General features: G+C 62.4%; 14 protein-coding genes. 11 read left to right on the top strand and 3 right to left on the bottom strand.

Annotation, left to right across the window (positions count from 1 at the left end; translation table 11 throughout):
• Positions 1-556 precede the first annotated feature (556 nt).
• Positions 557-1900 carry an IS1182 family transposase gene (locus CGS25_RS09315; protein ID WP_101675292.1) on the bottom strand — a complete coding sequence of 448 codons (1344 nt, stop codon included), beginning with the start codon at positions 1898-1900 and terminating at the stop codon, positions 557-559.
• Between the two features lie 97 nt (positions 1901-1997).
• Positions 1998-3284, bottom strand: coding sequence for a citrate synthase (gltA, locus tag CGS25_RS09310; protein WP_089032123.1), 1287 nt, complete (start codon positions 3282-3284; stop codon positions 1998-2000).
• Between the two features lie 701 nt (positions 3285-3985).
• Here gltA and sdhC point away from each other — a divergent pair.
• The 9 genes from sdhC to sucD all read left to right on the top strand — a co-directional run bounded on the left by sdhC (position 3986) and on the right by sucD (position 15594).
• The gene (sdhC, locus tag CGS25_RS09305; protein WP_089032122.1) at positions 3986-4360 is read left to right on the top strand and encodes a succinate dehydrogenase, cytochrome b556 subunit; all 375 of its coding nucleotides are present in this window, start codon (positions 3986-3988) and stop codon (positions 4358-4360) included.
• Positions 4354-4725 (top strand): succinate dehydrogenase, hydrophobic membrane anchor protein, encoded by a 372-nt coding sequence (sdhD, locus tag CGS25_RS09300; protein WP_101675291.1) that lies wholly within the window; start codon positions 4354-4356, stop codon positions 4723-4725. The genes sdhC and sdhD overlap by 7 nt, the downstream gene beginning before the upstream one ends.
• A gap of 3 nt (positions 4726-4728) precedes the next feature.
• Entirely contained in the window at positions 4729-6504 is a 1776-nt protein-coding gene (gene sdhA, locus CGS25_RS09295; RefSeq protein WP_089032120.1) for a succinate dehydrogenase flavoprotein subunit, read from the top strand.
• 15 nt (positions 6505-6519) lie between these two features.
• The gene (locus CGS25_RS09290) at positions 6520-7236 is read left to right on the top strand and encodes a succinate dehydrogenase iron-sulfur subunit (RefSeq protein ID WP_101675290.1); all 717 of its coding nucleotides are present in this window, start codon (positions 6520-6522) and stop codon (positions 7234-7236) included.
• Positions 7237-7772: 536 nt separating this feature from the next.
• On the top strand, positions 7773-10610 hold the full coding sequence (locus tag CGS25_RS09285; RefSeq protein ID WP_101675289.1) for a 2-oxoglutarate dehydrogenase E1 component: 2838 nt from the start codon (positions 7773-7775) through the stop codon (positions 10608-10610).
• Between the two features lie 32 nt (positions 10611-10642).
• Positions 10643-11908 carry a 2-oxoglutarate dehydrogenase complex dihydrolipoyllysine-residue succinyltransferase gene (odhB, locus tag CGS25_RS09280; protein ID WP_101675288.1) on the top strand — a complete coding sequence of 422 codons (1266 nt, stop codon included), beginning with the start codon at positions 10643-10645 and terminating at the stop codon, positions 11906-11908.
• Between the two features lie 96 nt (positions 11909-12004).
• Positions 12005-13444, top strand: coding sequence for a dihydrolipoyl dehydrogenase (gene lpdA, locus CGS25_RS09275; RefSeq protein ID WP_089032116.1), 1440 nt, complete (start codon positions 12005-12007; stop codon positions 13442-13444).
• Positions 13445-13552: 108 nt separating this feature from the next.
• On the top strand, positions 13553-14722 hold the full coding sequence (sucC, locus tag CGS25_RS09270; protein WP_089032115.1) for an ADP-forming succinate--CoA ligase subunit beta: 1170 nt from the start codon (positions 13553-13555) through the stop codon (positions 14720-14722).
• Complete coding sequence (gene sucD, locus CGS25_RS09265) at positions 14719-15594, top strand: succinate--CoA ligase subunit alpha (RefSeq protein ID WP_089032114.1); 876 nt, start codon at positions 14719-14721, stop codon at positions 15592-15594. Before sucC ends, sucD begins: the two co-directional genes overlap by 4 nt.
• Positions 15595-15788: 194 nt before the next feature.
• On the opposite strand, the gene CGS25_RS09260 is transcribed toward sucD, so the two are convergent.
• The gene (locus CGS25_RS09260) at positions 15789-16031 is read right to left on the bottom strand and encodes a PA3496 family putative envelope integrity protein (protein ID WP_101675287.1); all 243 of its coding nucleotides are present in this window, start codon (positions 16029-16031) and stop codon (positions 15789-15791) included.
• A gap of 403 nt (positions 16032-16434) precedes the next feature.
• On the opposite strand from CGS25_RS09260, the gene CGS25_RS09255 reads away from it, so the two are divergent.
• Both CGS25_RS09255 and CGS25_RS09250 read left to right on the top strand, forming a co-directional pair.
• Entirely contained in the window at positions 16435-18012 is a 1578-nt protein-coding gene (locus CGS25_RS09255; protein WP_089032112.1) for a hypothetical protein, read from the top strand.
• Positions 18009-18917, top strand: a complete 909-nt coding sequence (locus CGS25_RS09250) for a TIGR01777 family oxidoreductase (RefSeq protein ID WP_089032111.1) — start codon at positions 18009-18011, stop codon at positions 18915-18917. The genes CGS25_RS09255 and CGS25_RS09250 overlap by 4 nt, the downstream gene beginning before the upstream one ends.
• The last annotated feature ends 34 nt before the right edge of the window (positions 18918-18951 follow it).

Below are 18951 nucleotides of genomic sequence, written 5' to 3'. Positions count from 1 at the left end.
CAGGCTCGTCTCGTCGCCGACCCGGCCATCAATTTCCCGTCTCCCTTCATAGACAGGACGGGAACCCGAAGGGCGACACAACGGGGTGTCCTTCCTTCTCTTCATAAAAAGAGGGGCTTCGCCTCGGCCTACGGCCCGCACTGCGTGCGTTCACCCGCTGCGCGGGATGTGTCTACTTTCTTGGACAAGCAAGCCCAGCCGCTTGCGGCTGGAACGCCGAAGGCGGCCCGAAGGGTGAGTGGCAACGCCACGAATCAAGTAGAACGCCCAACAGGGCGTCAGCGGCGATGGGAAATGGATCGGCATTGAATCAATTCCCGCTAAAGCGCGATGAACCAAAAAAAAGCCGCCCGGAGGCGGCTTCAGGTTGCTGACGAACCCCGCCTTGAGCGGGGTTCGTCGTTTCTGGGCGGTGATCCGTGGATCAGGAGAGTGGACTCTTGGGCCGGGCCGGTTCGAGGAGCCAGGGTCGAACCGGAAGGACGAGTCGCCGTTAGGGAACGAGCAAGTCGCCTGCGGCGTTTACTAGACCGGTAAAACGCCTTGAGACTACCCTTCAGGCGGCCAACGCCATCTTTTTCAAGTTCTGCGCCGCCGCCGACAGCAACGCCTGCTCACGCATCCCCGCCAGACCCCGCATTCGCGCATAGCGGTACCCATGCAGTTGCTTGGCGTCCGCGAAGCTGCGTTCCACCGTCTCCTTGCGTCGCTCGTAGACCTGCTTCCCCTCCGACTCCAGACGGTGTCGATTGACCCGTTCCTTCGCCGCTTCCCAGACATGACGCGTCACCGTCTTCTGCTTTTTGTCGTTGCGCGTGCACTCAGCCAGCCTCGGACAGCTCCGGCACCAAGCCGGGTCCGATTGGTAATGCCGGTATCCCTGCCGGTTGGTGGTCGCGTAGCGCAGCGCTTGCCCCTCCGGGCAGCGGTAGACATCGTTCGTCTCGTCATAAACGAACAACCGCTTAGCCATCATCCCCTTGGCCTTGTTCGGCCGCCGGTAACCGATCACCCCATACAGTTCACGCTTGTCCAGACCCTGGCAGATCGCCGCCGTGAAGTACCCAGCGTCCAGCCCCACCGCTTCCACCTCGAACCCGAACCGCTCGCTCTGACGGTCCAGCCGCTCCAGATACGGCACACTGTCGTGCACGCTCGCCGGCGTCACGTGGACGTCCGTGATGATCGTGTGCTTGGCGTCCACCGTGCGATGGTCCAGGTAGAAGAACCCCTTGGGCTTGCCCTCTCGCACCATGTACCCGCTGTCCGGGTCCGTCTTACTGATCTTTTTGCGCGCCGTCTCCGGTTCCGCCTCGGGGCGAGGCGGCAGCGGCTTTTTTCCGTGCGCCTCCCGGTCTTCAGTGACCGACTCTTCCAGCTCCGCCAGATAGGCTTGCGGGCTCACCTCAACGTCTTCAACCGTATAGTGATGCCGGTTGGCGCTGGCCTTGATGTGCGTGCTGTCGGTGTACAGGATGCGACCGCCCACCAGGCCCCGCTCCATCGCTTGCTCCACGATCCGGTCAAACAGCCTCTGTGCGATGTCGCTGTCGCGGAACCGGCGCCGCCGGTTCTGGCTGAAGGTCGAGGCGTCCGGCACTTTGTCGGTCAACCGCAGCCCCAGGAACCAGCGATACGCCACGTTCACTTGCAGCTCGCGCACCAACTGCCGCTCGCTGCGAATCCCAAACAGATAGCCGATGAACAGCGCCTTGAACAACACCACCGGGTCCAGCGCCGGGCGGCCGTTGTCGTCGCAGTAGAGGTGGCGGACTTCGTCGCGAATGAATGAGAAATCGACGATGGCATCAATGCGCCGGAGCAGGTGATCGGAAGGCACCAGCTCTTCCAGGGTCACCATCTCCAGCTCGTGTTGGGTTGGACCGGGATCTTTTAGCATACCCTAATAACAACAAAGCCCCGGTCAAATGACCAGGGCTTTGTCAGCAACCTGAAGCCGCCCGGAGGCGGCTTCTCTTTCTCGGCGGGGTGGCGCTTCAGTCGCGCTCGTTGAGCGGAACGAATTCGCGCTCGGTCTCGCCGGTGTAAAGCTGGCGGGGACGGCCAATCTTGTAGGGATTGGAGATCATCTCGTTCCAATGCGCGATCCAGCCCACGGTGCGGGACAAGGCGAAGATCACGGTGAACATGGAGGTCGGGATGCCGATCGCCTTGAGAATAATGCCAGAGTAGAAGTCCACGTTCGGGAACAGCTTCTTCTCTTTGAAGTAGGGGTCGCTGAGCGCGATCTCTTCGAGCTTCATGGCCAGCTCAAGCTGCGGATCGTTGACGCCCAGTTCAGCCAGCACTTCGTGGCAGGATTCACGCATCACCGTGGCACGGGGGTCGTAGTTCTTGTAAACCCGGTGCCCGAAGCCCATCAACTTGAACGGATCGTTCTTGTCCTTGGCTTTGGCGATGTACTCGTCGATTTTGGAGATGTCGCCGATCTCGTCGAGCATGTTCAGCACCGCCTCATTGGCACCGCCATGGGCGGGGCCCCACAGGGCAGAGATGCCCGCGGCGATACAAGCGAACGGGTTGGCGCCGGAGGAGCCGGCCAGGCGCACCGTGGAGGTGGAGGCGTTCTGCTCGTGATCCGCGTGCAGGATGAAGATCTTGTCCATGGCGCGCGCCAGGGTGGGGCTGATCTTCGATTCCTCGCACGGGTTGCCGAACATCATGTGCAGGAAGTTTTCCGCGTAGCCCAGGTCGTTGCGCGGGTACATCAGCGGCTGGCCAAGGCCATACTTGTAGCACATCGCCGCAATGGTCGGCATCTTGGCGATCAGCCGGTAGGCGGTGATCTCGCGATGCTGCGGGTTATTGATGTCCAGGGAGTCGTGGTAGAACGCGGACAACGCGCCGACCACACCGCACATGATGGCCATCGGATGGGCATCACGGCGAAAGCCATTGAAGAAGTTGCGGATCTGCTCGTGCACCATGGTGTGGCTTTTCACGGTGGCGACGAACTGGTCCTTCTGCTCGGCGGTCGGCAGTTCGCCGTAGAGCAGGGTGTAGCACACCTCAAGGTAGTCGGACCTGGAGGCCAGCTCCTCGATGGAGTAGCCACGGTGCAACAGCTTGCCCACTTCACCATCGATAAAGGTGATCTTGGATTCGCAGGAGGCGGTGGACGTAAAGCCCGGGTCGAAGGTAAAGATGCCGTTGGCGGTCAGGGAAGAGACGTCGATCACGTCGAGACCCAGGGTCGGCGTGTGGATCGGAAGTTCCAGATCGTCCCGGCCCTCTACCTTGAGAATGGCTTTCTTCTCGGTCATGGGAATTTCTCCTCGGTGTATAGAGGGTACCCCAATTGGGGTAAAGGAGCCGTTCAGCCGTTGCCGTCGAGCGGCGGCCCACGACTCCCAAGGTCCTCCAGAGCGCGGGGGACGTTAAAGTTTTGGTGGGTCTTTGTCAACGAGAAGGACCCGTGTCACAAAGGCGACTTTTGCAGCGTAAACAGCTGATTAGAGCGCTTTCGCCGTTCCGGCGCGCCACCCCTTCGCCGGTTCGATGGGAAACTGCCTTTATAAAACAAAGCGTTAGCCCGAACTTCTAAATGCCTTGGCAAGCGCCACATCGCCGACCGGGCCACCCATGGTGGCGCGTGAAGCGATTTCGGCGGCCGGCGTCGCATTGTCGTGGACGCGCTGTTTACTCCGTGATCAGTTCATGGCCGGTGTGGTTTGCGCGTGCCATGGCGACGGCGCGAATATCTTCACCGCACGGAGAAAAGCGTCAGTAACCTGTTTGTTTTGCCGGGGACGCGGCGATATACTGCCGCCCGCGAAGGAGTCTCCGGCTCAGTCCCTTGCGATCTTCATCGATCATGACGGACTGACCCCGGAGTTCCCAGTGGGCTCCACCCCGGCCCGGGCACTCTTCGGTTTCCGATCTTCACATTCTGATCTCGCCGACGGTGTCAAGTTCCCGACAACCGCTCCGGTGCACCCGGAGCCCGGCAAAAGTGTAGGCTACCGTGAACGACAAAAGACCCGTCAACCTCGATCTCACGACGATCAAGTTCCCGGTCACCGCCATTGCATCCATTACCCATCGCGTGACCGGCGTGGCCATCTTCGTGGCCCTGCCGATTCTGCTTTGGATGATGGATCGCTCCCTGGCGTCCCCCGAGAGCTTCGCGGATTTTAAACAACTAATGACCTCGCCACTGTTAAAGCTGGTGGTCTGGGCGATTCTCGCCGCGCTTTTCTATCACCTGGTGGCGGGTATCCGGCACCTGATCATGGATACGGGCGTGGGTGAAACTCTGGAAGGTGGCCGTCGTGGTGCTTCCGCCACGTTTATCGTCACCGCGGTACTGATTCTGTTGGCAGGAGCCTGGATATGGTAACCAGCGTAACAAGTCTGGGCCGTAACGGCCTTTATGACTGGCTGATCCAGCGGGTCTCCGCTGTGGTGATTGCCGTGTACATGATCGGCATGCTGGGCTTTCTGATCACCCAGTCCAATCTGGATTTCGACACCTGGTCCGCCTTCATGGGCTCCGCGCCGATGCGGATCGCCAATACTCTTCTGGTGCTCTCCGTGGCCGCCCATACCTGGATCGGCCTGTGGAGTGTTACCACTGACTATCTGACCAGCCTGACCTTCGGCAAAGCCGCCACCAAGGTTCGTCTGGTGGTGCAGATGGTGATTGCCCTGTTGCTGCTCGTGTACGTGCTGTGGGGCCTGCTGATGATCTGGGGAGGCGCATAATCGATGTCCATTAGAACGATCACCTTTGACGCAATCGTCGTTGGCGGCGGTGGCGCCGGTATGCGCGCCTCCCTGCAGATGGCGCAATCCGGCTTCAAGACCGCGCTGATTTCCAAGGTCTTCCCGACCCGTTCACACACCGTGTCCGCCCAGGGCGGCATCACCTGTGCCATTGCTTCGTCCGATCCCAACGACGACTGGCGCTGGCACATGTATGACACCGTCAAGGGCTCCGATTACATCGGTGACCAGGACGCCATTGAATATATGTGCCAGGTCGGTCCGGAAGCGGTGTTCGAGCTGGATCACATGGGCCTGCCGTTCTCGCGCACCGAGGAAGGCCGCATCTACCAGCGCCCGTTCGGTGGCCAGTCCAAGAACTTTGGCGAGGGTGGCCAGGCCGCCCGTACCTGCGCCGCCGCTGACCGTACCGGTCACGCGTTGCTGCACACCCTTTACCAGCAGAACCTGAAAAGCGGCACCCAGTTCTATAATGAGTGGTACGCCGCCGAGCTGGTCAAGGACAGCCAGGACAATGTCTGTGGCGTCATCGCCATCAACATTGAAAGCGGCGAAACCGTGTTCTTCAAAGCCAAGGCCACGGTGTTCGCCACCGGCGGCTCCGGGCGCATCTACTCCTCGACCACCAATGCCCTGATCAACACCGGCGATGGCGTGGGCATGGCCCTGCGTGCGGGTGTGCCGGTCCAGGACATCGAAATGTGGCAGTTCCACCCCACCGGCATCGCCGGCGCGGGCGTGCTGGTCACCGAAGGGTGCCGGGGCGAGGGCGGCTACCTGATCAATAAGGATGGCGAGCGCTTTATGGAGCGTTACGCGCCCAACGCCAAGGACCTGGCGTCCCGGGACGTGGTGGCCCGCTCCATGATGATGGAGATCCTCGACGGTCGCGGCGACGGCCCGGACGGCAGCTACGTGTACCTGAAACTCGACCATCTCGGCGAGGAAGTACTGCACAGCCGTCTGCCCGGCATTTGCGAACTGGCGATCACCTTCGCCGGCACGGACCCGGTGAAAGAGCCGATTCCGGTGGTGCCGACCTGCCACTATATGATGGGCGGTATTCCCACCAACGTTCATGGCCAGGCGCTGAAACTGAGCGGCGGCCACGAGGGCGACGCCCAGGCCGTTAATGGCCTGTTCGCGGTGGGCGAAGTGGCCTGCGTATCGGTGCATGGCGCCAACCGACTGGGCGGCAACTCGCTGCTCGATCTGGTGGTGTTCGGTCGCGCCGCCGGCCTCTATATCGAGGACGCGCTGCGCCAGGGCATGACCCAGTACGAGCCCAGCAACGACGACCTTGATCGCGCTCTGTCCCGGGTGCGTCGCTGGGATGAGTCGAAAGGCGGCGAATCGGTGGCGTCCCTGCGCAAGGAGCTGCAGAGCACCATGCAGAACCACTTCGGTGTGTTCCGTAAGGGTGACCTGATGGAAGAGGGCGTGGAGAAGCTGGCCAATCTGCGTGAGCGTATCGCCAACGCGCACCTGGAGGACAAGAGCGGGGCGTTCAATACCGCCCGTGTCGAAGCCCTGGAGCTGGACAACCTGTTGGAAGTGGCGGAAGCCACCGCGATCGCCGCCGCCGGCCGCACCGAAAGCCGTGGCGCCCACTCGCGTTATGACTTCCCCGACCGCGACGACGAGAACTGGCTGTGCCATTCGATCTTCGATCCGCTCACCAAGCAACTTGGCAAGCGCGAAGTGAACTTCAAGCCGAAAACCGTGGACACCTTCCAGCCCAAGGTGCGGACCTACTAACGGAGACATGTAGCCATGAAAGTCAGTATCTATCGCTACAACCCGGAGACCGACCGCGAGCCGGCCATGAAAGAATACGAGCTGGACACCCAGGGCAAGGACCTGATGGTGCTGGACGTGCTCAACCTGCTCAAGGAACAGGACCCGTCACTGTCGTTCCGCCGTTCCTGCCGGGAAGGGGTGTGTGGCTCCGACGGCATGAACATGAACGGCAAAAACGGTCTTGCCTGCATCACGCCGCTGTCCGCCGTGGCGCCGGGCGTGAAAGAAGGCAAGAAACCGCTGGTGCTGCGCCCGCTGCCCGGCCTGCCGGTGATCCGCGATCTGGTGGTGGACATGACCATGTTCTACAACCAGTACGAGAAGGTGCAGCCGTACCTTCAGAACAACACGCCGGCGCCGGCCATTGAGCGGCTGCAATCGCCGGAGGACCGCGCCAAGCTGGACGGCCTCTACGAGTGCATTCTGTGTGCGTGCTGCTCAACCAGCTGTCCGAGCTGGTGGTGGAACCCGGAGAAGTTTCTGGGCCCGGCGGCGCTGTTGCAAAGCTACCGCTTTCTGGCGGACAGCCGCGACAACGCCACCGAGGATCGTCTCTCGAAAATGGACGACCCGTTCAGCCTGTTCCGGTGTCACGGCATCATGAACTGTGTCAGCGTTTGCCCGAAGGGGCTTAACCCGACGCGAGCCATCGGGCATATCCGCTCGATGCTCTTGGAGCGGGGCGTGTGAGACGAGAAAAACGGCCTTCGGGCCGTTTTTTTTGGCTGGACGCTGGACGCTGGACGCCGGACGCCGGACGCTAAACCCTGAGCCTGAAGTGTGCGGTGTGTTTCCTGCTATACCAAACCAGAAAACACGCCAAGGTGTTCTGCTACGGGTTGGGCGTCCGGCGTCCGGCGTCTGGCGTCCAGCGTCCAGCAATTTTGTATCCGAATGCGACCAGATGAAGCCCGCCGTCGCCGCATTCGTTAAGCTTGGCCCTGTTTATGATCGGTTTGAGGCGTTTTGCCGTGGCGAACGCGCCGGATCGGAACAAATTAGGCCTACCATGGTCTTGTAGTGCCTAACAATGGCCCCATAAACGTAATACACTATCGACCGATTCCGGTAACCCCGGGATCACCGCGAGCAGGGTGGAGCAGTGCTTAAAAGGCGCCTGTTCCGTAAATGGCAAAAGCGCGGGTAACAGGGCGCACGGCCCTGTGGACAGAGCATCATGACATGCCCACAGGCGTGACGTCGGCCCGGCTAAGGAACGAGCGACGATGCAAGACAGTTCCATGTACCGCCAATGGCAGTCCTCACACATCGGAGGCGCCAATGCGGCCTATGTCGACGAACTGTATGAATCCTATCTGATTGATCCCAACTCCGTGCCGGAAGACTGGCGCGTTTACTTTGAAAAACTCCCCAGTGTCGATGGCGCGGTGGAATCCGACGTGCCCCATTCGGCGGTGCGCGAGCATTTCCTCCTTGAAGCCAAAAACCGTTCCCGGGTGCGCAAGTTCGGTGCCGGCGCGGTCAGCAGCGAGCACGAACGCCGCCAGGTGAGGGTACTTCATCTGATCGCCGCGTATCGCAACCGCGGTCACCAGATGGCCCGGCTCGACCCGCTTGGCATCATGGAGCGCGAGGCGGCGCCGGACCTGGAGCTTGCCCACCATGGCCTGAGCAAATCCGACCTGGACACCGTGTTCCAGACCGGCAACCTGTTCATCGGTAAGCCGGAAGCCACCCTGCGCGAAATCGTCGACTGTCTGCAAGGCACCTACTGTTCCACGGTGGGCGCCGAATACATGCATATCGTCAACACCGCGGAGAAGCGCTGGCTGCAGCAACGCCTTGAGGGCGCGCGCAGCCATCCGCAGTACGGCGAGGACATCAAAAAGCACATCCTCGAACGGTTGACCGCCGCCGAAGGCCTGGAGAAATATCTTGGCAGTCGCTACCCGGGCACCAAGCGGTTTGGCCTGGAAGGCGGCGAATCGCTGATTCCGCTGATGGACGAAATGATTCAGCGGGTCGGCAGTTACGGCGGTAAGGAACTGGTGATCGGCATGGCCCACCGGGGCCGCCTTAATGTGCTGGTCAACACGCTGGGCAAAAGCCCGCGTGATCTGTTCGGTGAATTCGAAGGCAAGAGCTTCAACGAGAACGGCTCCGGTGATGTGAAATACCACCAGGGCTTCTCGTCGAATGTGCAGACCTCCGGTGGCGAGGTCCACCTGGCGATGGCGTTCAACCCGTCCCACCTGGAGATCGTTTCTCCGGTGGTCGAGGGGTCGGTGCGCGCCCGCCAGGACCGCCGCGGTGACCAGAACGGCGACCAGGTGGTGCCGATTCTGATTCACGGCGACGCCGCGTTCGCCGGCCAGGGCGTGGTCATGGAAACCTTCCAGATGTCACAGACACGGGGTTTCCATACCGGCGGCAGCATGCACATCATCATCAACAACCAGGTCGGCTTCACCACCAGCCGCCGCGATGACGCGCGCTCCACGGAATACTGCACCGACGTGGCGAAAATGGTGCAGGCGCCGATTTTCCACGTTAACGCGGACGATCCGGAAGCGGTCTATTTCGTCACCCAGCTGGCGGTGGACTACCGCATGCAGTTCAAGAAAGACGTGGTCATCGATCTGATCTGCTATCGCCGTCTGGGTCATAACGAGGCCGACGAGCCCTCGGCCACCCAGCCGTTGATGTACAAGAAGATCAAGTCGCACCCGACCACCCGCACCCTGTACGCGGAGCGGCTGGTCAATGAAAGCGTGCTCGCCGAGAAGGCGGCGCAGAAGATGGTGGACGACTACCGCGACGCGCTGGACGAAGGCAACCATGTGGTCAAGGCCCTGGTGCGCGAGCCCAACAAGGCGCTGTTCGTGGACTGGTCGCCTTACATCGGCCACGCCGTCGAGGATGACTGGGACACCGGCTATCCGCTGAAAAAACTCCAGGACCTGGCCAATCGTCTGGAGACGATTCCCGAGGGCGTGGTGATTCAGCGCCAGGTGAAGAAGATCATCGAGGACCGTCGCAAGATGACCGCCGGCGCCATGGCGCTGAACTGGGGTTACGGTGAGACCCTGGCCTACGCGTCGCTACTGGATCAGGGTTTCGAGGTCCGTCTCACTGGCCAGGATTCCGGGCGTGGCACTTTCTCGCACCGGCACGCGGTGGTTCACAACCAGAAAAACGGTGAATTGTACGTGCCGCTGCAAAACCTCTACGAAGGGCAGCCGACGTTCGAGATTTACGACACCCTGCTTTCTGAGGAGGCGGTGCTCGGGTTCGAATACGGTTACTCCACCACCACGCCCAAGGCGCTGGTGGTCTGGGAAGCGCAGTTCGGTGATTTCGCCAATGGCGCCCAGGTGGTGATCGATCAGTTCATCTCTTCCGGAGAAGCCAAGTGGGGCCGCCTTTGTGGGCTGACTCTGCTGCTGCCGCACGGTTATGAAGGCCAGGGTCCCGAGCACTCCTCGGCACGTCTGGAACGCTTCCTGCAATTGTGCGCCGAGCACAACATGCAGGTGTGCGTGCCGTCCACGCCGTCACAGATCTACCATCTGTTGCGCCGTCAGGCGGTTCGCCCGCTGCGCAAGCCGCTGGTGATCATGAGCCCGAAAAGCCTGCTGCGACACAAGCGCGCGATTTCATCGCTTGAGGATCTGTCCGACGGGCGTTTCCAGACCGTGCTGGACAACCGCGCCGACGTCGGCGCCGATCAGATCAAACGCGTGGTGATGTGCTCCGGCAAGGTGTTCTACGACCTGCTGGAGAAACGCGAAGCCGACGATCTGAATGACACCGCCCTGGTGCGCATCGAGCAACTCTATCCGTTCCCGGAGCAGCGGCTCCAGGAAGTGCTGGAGAGTTACCCGAACCTGGAGACCCTGGTGTGGTGTCAGGAAGAGCCGATGAATCAGGGCGCCTGGTATTGCTCTCAGCACCACATGTTCCGGGTGGCGCGGGCGGTCAAGAGCGACCTGATGGTGCATTACGCCGGCCGTGACATGGCCGCCGCTCCGGCGGCGGGCTCCATGTCCCTGCACGTTGAACAGCAGCAGCGTCTTGTAGAAGACGCCTTTCAGATCAAATAGCGAAAGCCAAACTGAATTGGTAAGGAATAAGCATGGCGACAGACATCAAAGCCCCGCAATTTCCCGAATCCGTGGCGGACGGAACGGTGGCCACCTGGCACAAGAAGGAAGGTGAGGCGGTCAAGCGTGACGAGCTGCTGGTGGACATCGAGACCGACAAAGTGGTGCTCGAGGTGGTCGCGCCGATGGACGGCGTGGTAGCCAAGATCCTCAAGGACGAAGGCGACACGGTCGAGAGCCAGCAGGTGCTCGGCCAACTGGAAGCCGGCTCCGGCTCCGGTGGTGGCGACGCCAAGGCCGAGTCCGAGGACAAGCCAGCGGCCAAGGCCGACAAGGCCGACAAGGACAGCGCCGAGCAGCCCGAGAAGTCTTCCGAACAACAGGAAGAGGGCGATGACGACGCCCAGGCTGGCCCCGCCGCCCGTAAAATGATGAGCGAGCACGGTCTTTCCGCCGCCGATGTGAAGGGCACCGGGCGTGCCGGCCGCATCACCAAGGAAGACGTGGAAAAAGCGCTGGCCAGCAAACAGAGTGGCCAGCCGGCGTCCGCTTCCGAGGCGCCCAAGGCGGCACCGATTCCCGCCGCCGAACCGGGCGAGCGTGAAGAGCGCCGGGTGCCGATGACCCGCTTGCGCAAGCGCATCGCGGAGCGCCTGGTTTCCGCGCAACAGAACGCGGCCATGTTGACCACCTTCAACGAGGTCAACATGAAACCGATCATGGACATGCGCAAGAACTACAAGGACGCCTTCGAGAAGGCGCACGGGGTTCGCCTGGGCTTCATGGGCTTCTTCACCCGCGCCTGCGTCGAGGCCCTTAAGCGCCACCCCGAGGTGAATGCCTCCATCGATGGCGACGACGTGGTCTATCACGGTTATTACGACATCGGCGTGGCGGTTTCCACCGAGCGCGGTCTGGTGGTGCCGGTGGTTCGCGACGCCGACCAGAAAGGTCTGGCGGAAGTGGAATCGCAGATCATCGACTATGGGCAGAAGGCACAGAAAGGCAAGCTGTCCATCGAAGAGATGACCGGCGGCACCTTCACCATCTCCAATGGGGGCGTGTTCGGTTCGCTGATGTCGATGCCGATCCTCAACCCGCCGCAAACCGCGATCCTGGGCATGCATAAGATCCAGGAGCGTCCCATGGCGGTGGACGGCAAGGTGGAAATCCTGCCGATGATGTATCTGGCGCTGTCTTATGACCATCGCCTGATCGACGGCAAGCAAGCGGTGCAGTTCCTGGTCACCGTGAAGAACTTCATCGAAGACCCGGCGCGCCTGCTGCTGGATATTTGATTTTTCGCTTGCACGCGGCACGCTTGCACGCAACACGCTGGAAGGCGTGAGAGCGTGTCGCGTGGAGCATGCAGGCGTCGAGAAAAGGATTGAGTTATGGCTGACAAGTACGATGTCATCGTGATCGGTGGCGGCCCTGGCGGGTACGTTACCGCGATCCGCTGTGCGCAGCTTGGCCTGAACACCGCTTGTATCGAAAAGCGCATCAACAAGCAGGATCAGCCGGCCCTGGGCGGCACTTGCTTGAACGTGGGGTGTATTCCCTCCAAGGCGTTGCTCGACTCTTCCTGGAAGTACCATGAAGCGGAAGGCGCGTTCGCCGACCACGGTATCCAGGTGGGCAAGCTCGGCATGGACGTGAAAGCCATGCAGGAGCGCAAGGACAAAGTGGTTCTTCAGCTCACCGGTGGCGTGGCGTCCCTGTTCAAAGCAAACAAGGTCACCTGGCTGCAAGGCAGCGGCGAGCTGAAAGCCAACAAGCAGGTGGTGTTCACTCCCCACGACGGCGAAGCACAAACGCTGGAAGCCGAAAACGTGGTGCTGGCCGCCGGCTCGGTGCCGGTGGCGATTCCCCCCGCCGAAGTCGACCAGAACATCGTGGTGGATTCCACCGGCGCCTTGGAATTCGACGCCGTGCCGAAAAAGCTGGGCGTGATCGGCGCCGGCATCATTGGCCTGGAACTGGGCAGTGTCTGGTCCCGGTTGGGCAGCGAAGTCACGGTGCTGGAAGCGGTGGATACGTTCCTGCCCACCGTCGATCAGCAGATCGCCAAAGAGGCGATGAAACTGTTCACCAAGCAGGGGCTCGACATCCATTTGGGTGCGCGGGTCACTGGAACCAAGAAAAACAAAAATTCCGTGCGCGTCACCTACACGCTCAATGGTGAAGAGCATGAGGAAACCTATGATCGCCTGATCGTCGCCGTTGGCCGCCGCCCCTACACCGAAGGGCTGCTCAGCCAGGATGCCGGGGTGACACTGGACGAGCGTAATTACATCTACGTGGACAACCAGTGCCGTACCGATGTGCCCGGCGTCTACGCCATTGGCGATCTGGTGCGCGGTCCCGCCCTGGCTCACAAAGCCATCGAAGAGGGCGTAATGGTGGCGGAGGTGATCGCCGGGGAGCACACCCAGGTGAATTACGACGCCGTCCCCGGGGTTATCTATACCCACCCGGAAGTGGCCTGGGTCGGCAAGAGCGAACAGGAAGCGAAGGACTCGGGCGAGCCGTACAAAACCGGTGTCGTTCCTTTCGCCGCCAATGGTCGCGCCCTGGCGGCCGGCGAGCCCGCCGGCATGGTCAAATTCGTGGTCGATGAAAAGACCGATCGGATTCTTGGCATGCACGTGCTGGGTCCGCAGGCTTCGGAGTTGATTCAGCAGGGTGTCATCGCCATGGAGTTCGGCTCCAGCATCGAGGATCTGCAGTTGATGATGTTCGGGCACCCGAGCCTCTCCGAGACCGTGCACGAGGCCGCTCTGGCGACCGATTACAAGGCTATTCACGTGGCGCAACGCCGCCGCAAAAAATAGGGCAACGCCAACACGGGCCCTGAAAAACGAAAGCGGGGCCCGCCAAGGCCCCGACTTTTTTGCAGCGCCGGGAGCGCTATCCACAGACAAGCTGACGGAAGTTAAGGCATGAATCTCCACGAGTATCAGTCGAAACAGCTTTTTGCTGATTACGGCCTGCCGGTTTCCAAAGGTTTCGCCTGCGACACCCCGGAAGAGGTGGCCGCCAAGGTGAAGGAAATCGGAGGCGACAAATGGGTGGTCAAGGCTCAGGTACACGCCGGTGGCCGCGGTAAGGCCGGCGGCGTGAAGCTGGTCAACAGCGCCGAGGAAGCCGCCGAGTTCGCCAAGAAATGGCTGGGCCAGCGTCTGGTCACGTTCCAGACCGATGAGCGCGGCCAGCCGGTGACCAAGATTCTGGTGGAAACCTGCACCGACATCGCCCAGGAGCTTTACCTGAGCGCGGTGTTCGATCGCTCCACCCGTCGGGTGGTGTTCATGGCGTCCACCGAGGGCGGCGTGGAAATCGAGAAGGTGGCCGAGGAAACCCCGGAAAAAATCCTCAAGGCCCTGGTCGACCCGCTGGTCGGCGCACAGCCTTATCAGGCCCGTGAAATCGCGTTCAAGCTGGGTCTGGAAGGCAAGCAGGTCAACCAGTTCGCGAAAATCTTCGTGGGCCTGGCGAAGCTGTTCGAAGACAAGGATCTGGCGCTGATCGAAGTGAACCCGCTGGTGATCACCGAGCAGGGCGATCTGCACTGTCTGGATGCCAAGATCAATGTGGACGGCAGCGCGCTGTTCCGTCACCCCGACATCAAGGCCCTGGAAGATCCCTCCCAGGAAGACGAGCGCGAACGCCGCGCCGCCGAATGGGACCTCAACTATGTGGCACTGGATGGCAACATCGGCTGCATGGTCAACGGTGCCGGCCTGGCCATGGGCACCATGGACCTGGTGAAACTGAAAGGCGGCGCGCCCGCCAACTTCCTGGACGTGGGCGGTGGCGCCACCAAGGAACGGGTCACCGAAGCGTTCAAGATCATTCTCTCCGACGACAAAGTCAAAGCCGTGCTGGTGAACATCTTCGGCGGCATCGTGCGCTGTGACCTGATCGCCGAAGGCATTATTGGTGCCGTCGAGGAAGTGGGTGTGAACGTGCCGGTGGTGGTGCGTCTGGAAGGCAACAACGCCGAACTGGGCGCCCAGAAGCTGGCCGAGAGTGGCATGAATATTATTGCCGCGGAAAGTTTTGACGACGCCGCCGAGCAGGTGGTGAAAGCCGCTGGAGGTGCCAAATGAGCGTATTGATCGACAAGAACACCAAGGTCATCTGCCAGGGTTTCACCGGCAGCCAGGGCACCTTCCACTCCGAGCAGGCGATTGAGTACGGCACCAAGATGGTCGGTGGCGTCACCCCGGGCAAAGGCGGTCAGACCCACCTCGGCCTGCCGGTGTTCAACACCGTCGCCGACGCCGTCAAGGACACCGGCGCCACCGCGTCCGTGATCTATGTGCCGGCGCCGTTCTGCAAGGATTCCATCATCGAAGCGGCGGACGCCGGCATCGAGCTGATCGTCTGCATCACCGAGGGCATCCCCGCCCTGGACATGCTGTACGTGAAGGAATACCTGATTCGCAAGGGCGGTGTACGCCTGATCGGGCCGAACTGCCCGGGCGTGATCACCCCTGGCCAGTGCAAGATCGGCATCATGCCCGGTCACATCCACAAGCCGGGCAAGGTGGGCATTGTGTCCCGTTCCGGCACCCTGACCTATGAGGCGGTCAACCAGACCACCAAACTGGGTTACGGTCAGTCCACCTGCATCGGTATTGGCGGCGACCCGATTCCGGGTACCACTTTTATCGACGCGCTGGAAATGTTCCAGAACGATCCGCAGACCGAAGCCATTGTCATGGTCGGCGAGATCGGCGGCACCGCGGAAGACGAAGCGGCCGCTTACATCAAGGAGCACGTGACCAAGCCGGTGGTCAGCTACATCGCCGGTGTCACCGCGCCTCCGGGCAAACGGATGGGCCACGCGGGCGCGATCATCGCCGGTGGCAAGGGCACCGCGGACGAGAAGTTCGCCGCCCTGGAAGCGGCCGGTGTGGTCACCGTCCGCAACCCCGCCGAGATTGGTGAGGGTGTGAAGAAAGCGACCGGCTGGTAACAGGGCAGGGTTGCGAAAAGGCCGGCGAAAGCCGGCCTTTTTTGTGGCGGGTTTTTGTGGCGGGAACATTGGCGTTCGAACACCGGGATTAACGGCACGCCCGGCGCCGATGTCGCTGCCCTGACAACACTGGCCATTTCACAAAGGCGCACCAACGGTCTAACCGCGTTACGCCGGTGTGGCGGCCACCCCCTTTAATGCAGAGTGTCGTCTTCGTCTTCCAGATCGAAGGCTTCGTAGTCGTTCAGCTCGCGCTTGAGACGGCGCTCCTCCAACCGGTCTTCAATACGATGCCGCATGTCCATGTTGAAGCTGCGTGGGCGGGCCGCGCGCTCCTCCTGGGCATCATCGTCATCGGTTACATCATCGAATTCAAAGTCATCGTTCATTAGCAACTCATCCGACTCATAGTCATGCTCAGCGCGTCGGCTACTCATGGTCGTCTCCCTGCCAAATGGAACCGCCGTAAACAACCGGGTACCAAGGGACGCCGAACCAGACAGCGTCCAACCTGACCACCTCAGCGCCTATATAACGTTTGGATTTCCTTCAGACAAGCGTTTTTTTATGAAAACCGATGACCGGCGCGCGGACCTTCGGTCACGGTACCGGCAAAGCCCCGTCATACCCGGCCTGGCGGTGGCGGCGGGTGTGATCGCCGTCAAAGCCTGACCAGCACGCCGCGCCGCCGGCGGCGAAACGGTGGCATGCGCACGGCGGGCTTTGTAAGCTGAGCCCTGCCGCGCGATGGCGCTTCCAATCGGCGTTTCGTCAACGCGCGGCCGGGACCATCGGCGAGCTTTGCCGGCCTGTCGTCGCCAATCGGGGAGAACATGAAAAATGGCTGAATGGCTGGTCGTGGCGGGCGTCAGTATCGTGATCATGGCGACCGTGGGGTTGCTCAGGCAGGCCGCGTTCCGGGGGCACAGCGCGCTGCTGTTTCTGTTGCCCCTGGCCGGCTGGCGGCAGGTGCAGGAAAACTGGGACGCCTATGGCCGTCTGGCGCTTCTGCGCGTGCTGGGCGCGGTCTGCGTGCTGTGCGGGCTGGCGCTGATCGCCACCCAGCAACCAGCGCTGCCGCAGCCCGGCCCGCCCCGGGGACCGTTGCTCACGGGCACGATCGCCACCACGCCGAGCGCGTTCGTGGCTTCCCAGCAGGCGGCGCTGCTGATGGCGCGTGGCGAGGGCCAACCGCTGGCCGGTCGCGTTCATGGTCAGCCCCTGACCACGCCCCGGGCCAGCCTGATCAATGGTGTGCTCAGTGTCAGCCAGGGCGAGGGCTTTCTGGCCGATCTGTCGATAAGCGTGATGCTCGGCTGGACGGCGGAATCCCTCAACGAACGGCGCACATTGCTGATCAACCCGGCTGATCGGGACGCCCCGGATGTGCACCTGTCCTGGCGGCCGTCCGGGCATCATTACCCCGAGACGCGGATCTTCCATAACGGCTACCGGCTGGAGCTGGTCCTGGCGCCGCTGGACCGGCATCAGCTCAGGGGCCGTCTGCAGCTGGTGTTGCCCGACAACCGGCAAAGCTATCTGGTGGGCACCTTCACCGCCTACACCAACCATCTGCGCTTCCGTAATGGCGAGGTCGATCTTGATTTCGACCATCCCGATACCCTGGGCTATGTGGCCGAGCAGTACCTGCAAACCCAATACCCGAACGGCGCCATCGACACCCTGGTGATTGAACACGTCAAGTTGCATCGCCCGCAGCGGGAAGGCGAAGTGCAGGCCCGCATTGTCCTCACCGATGGCACCGTGCAACGTCGCTGGATGGCGTTGGCGGAATCGTCGGTGGGCTGGTCGGTGACTCCGGGTTCACTGCGTGGCGAAACGTTGGAAGCGGCGCACGACGGAGGCAACGACCCGCCAGCCGCGCAGGCCAGCTCATCCCCCGACACCGCCGAGACGCCGGCCGCGCACTGGCCGGTGCGCCAGATCGCCGACTTTAAGGATCTGGCCACGGCGGTGGGCCAGGACGTCACCGTGATCGACCGTGCCGGCCGGCACACCCGAGGGCGTTTGCTGCGGGTGGCCAGCGACCGGCTCTGGCTGCGCGTGGCGATGGGGGCCGGACGCGCCGATCTGGAACTGGCCGCCGAGCGGGTGGCGGCGCTGGATCTGGAAGAGCAAGGCGAACGGCTGAGCATCGCCAACGAAGCGCCGGCGGCGCAGGCCGGGGCTCGCCAGGCGGATCAGCTGCCGGAGCTGGAGTCGGCGCCAATGGGTAGCGTTGAACAGGCGCTGGTGGGGCGCCGGGTGACGGTCAGCCTGAACAGCGGCGAGCGGCATCAGGGCGTGCTGCGCGCGGCGGACCAGGAACGCATTACCCTGGCGGTTTCCATGGGGGCCGGCGGCGTGGAATACTTCTTCGATCTGACCGATGTGGCGTCGATCGCGGAGGCACCGTGAACATACTGATCACCGGAGGCAGCGGCTTTATTGGCCAGGCGCTGTGCCAGCGGCTGGCCCGGCACGGCCACCAGCTGACCGTGCTCAGCCGCCGCCCGGAGCGCGCGGCCGGTTGTCTGCCACCGGACACCCGGGTGATCGACAGCCTGGACCGGATTGATGACCAGGAAGCCCTGGACGCGATCATCAATTTGGCCGGCGAAAACCTGTTCAGCAAACGCTGGACGCCGGCGCGCAAACAGACCCTGATGAACTCGCGCCTGGATGTGACCCGCGCCCTGGTGATGCTGGCCCGTCGGTTGCGGCACACGCCGGGGGTGATGGTGAGTGGCTCGGCGGTGGGCTTTTACGGCGACGCCGGCGACGCCGAGCTCACTGAACACAGTGCGGCGCGGCGCAAGGACTTCGGCTACCGGCTCTGCGACGCCTGGGAGCAAACCGCCCGCGAAGCGAGCCGCCTGGGCATGCGCCTGTGTTTGATCCGCACCGGCATCGTGCTGGGCCGCGAGGGGGGCATGCTGGCCAGCCTGTGGCCGGTGTACCGGCTGGGGCTGGGCGCGCGGCTGGGCGACGGCAGCCAGTGGCTGAGCTGGATTCATCTACACGACATGGTGGCGATCCTGGTGCGCGCGGTGGAGACCCCCGGCGTGGAAGGGATCTTCAATGCCACCGCCCCGGGGCCGGTGACCCAGCGCCATTTCCACCATGCCCTGGCCAGCGCGGTGCGCCGGCCGGCGCCCTGGGCGATGCCGGCACCGCTATTGCGGCTCGGCCTCGGCGAGCGCGCGGGCCTGATGCTGGGCGGGCAACGGGTCTATCCGCGCCGTTTGGAAGACCAGGGTTTCGTGTTTCGCTTCCCCACCCTTGAAAACGCCCTGCGGGATCTGGCCGGCGCGCCGCGCTAGCCACAGCCTGTCAATCACCGTTGCGCGGCCCCCG

The organism is Alloalcanivorax mobilis (assembly GCF_002864685.1).
GTDB lineage: Bacteria > Pseudomonadota > Gammaproteobacteria > Pseudomonadales > Alcanivoracaceae > Alloalcanivorax > Alloalcanivorax mobilis.
This window is presented reverse-complemented; position numbering and strand designations above follow the sequence as displayed.

Bases quoted from the DNA above. Each gene is read 5' to 3' on its own strand.
- CGS25_RS09255 (WP_089032112.1), top strand. From the start codon at position 16,435: ATGGCTGAATGGCTGGTCGTGGCGGGCGTCAGTATCGTGATCATGGCG.
- odhB (WP_101675288.1), top strand. From the start codon at position 10,643: ATGGCGACAGACATCAAAGCCCCGCAATTTCCCGAATCCGTGGCGGAC.
- CGS25_RS09260 (WP_101675287.1), bottom strand. From the start codon at position 16,031: ATGAGTAGCCGACGCGCTGAGCATGACTATGAGTCGGATGAGTTGCTA.
- CGS25_RS09315 (WP_101675292.1), bottom strand. From the start codon at position 1,900: ATGCTAAAAGATCCCGGTCCAACCCAACACGAGCTGGAGATGGTGACC.
- sdhA (WP_089032120.1), top strand. From the start codon at position 4,729: ATGTCCATTAGAACGATCACCTTTGACGCAATCGTCGTTGGCGGCGGT.
- CGS25_RS09285 (WP_101675289.1), top strand. From the start codon at position 7,773: ATGCAAGACAGTTCCATGTACCGCCAATGGCAGTCCTCACACATCGGA.
- sdhD (WP_101675291.1), top strand. From the start codon at position 4,354: ATGGTAACCAGCGTAACAAGTCTGGGCCGTAACGGCCTTTATGACTGG.
- CGS25_RS09290 (WP_101675290.1), top strand. From the start codon at position 6,520: ATGAAAGTCAGTATCTATCGCTACAACCCGGAGACCGACCGCGAGCCG.
- sucC (WP_089032115.1), top strand. From the start codon at position 13,553: ATGAATCTCCACGAGTATCAGTCGAAACAGCTTTTTGCTGATTACGGC.
- lpdA (WP_089032116.1), top strand. From the start codon at position 12,005: ATGGCTGACAAGTACGATGTCATCGTGATCGGTGGCGGCCCTGGCGGG.
- sucD (WP_089032114.1), top strand. From the start codon at position 14,719: ATGAGCGTATTGATCGACAAGAACACCAAGGTCATCTGCCAGGGTTTC.
- gltA (WP_089032123.1), bottom strand. From the start codon at position 3,284: ATGACCGAGAAGAAAGCCATTCTCAAGGTAGAGGGCCGGGACGATCTG.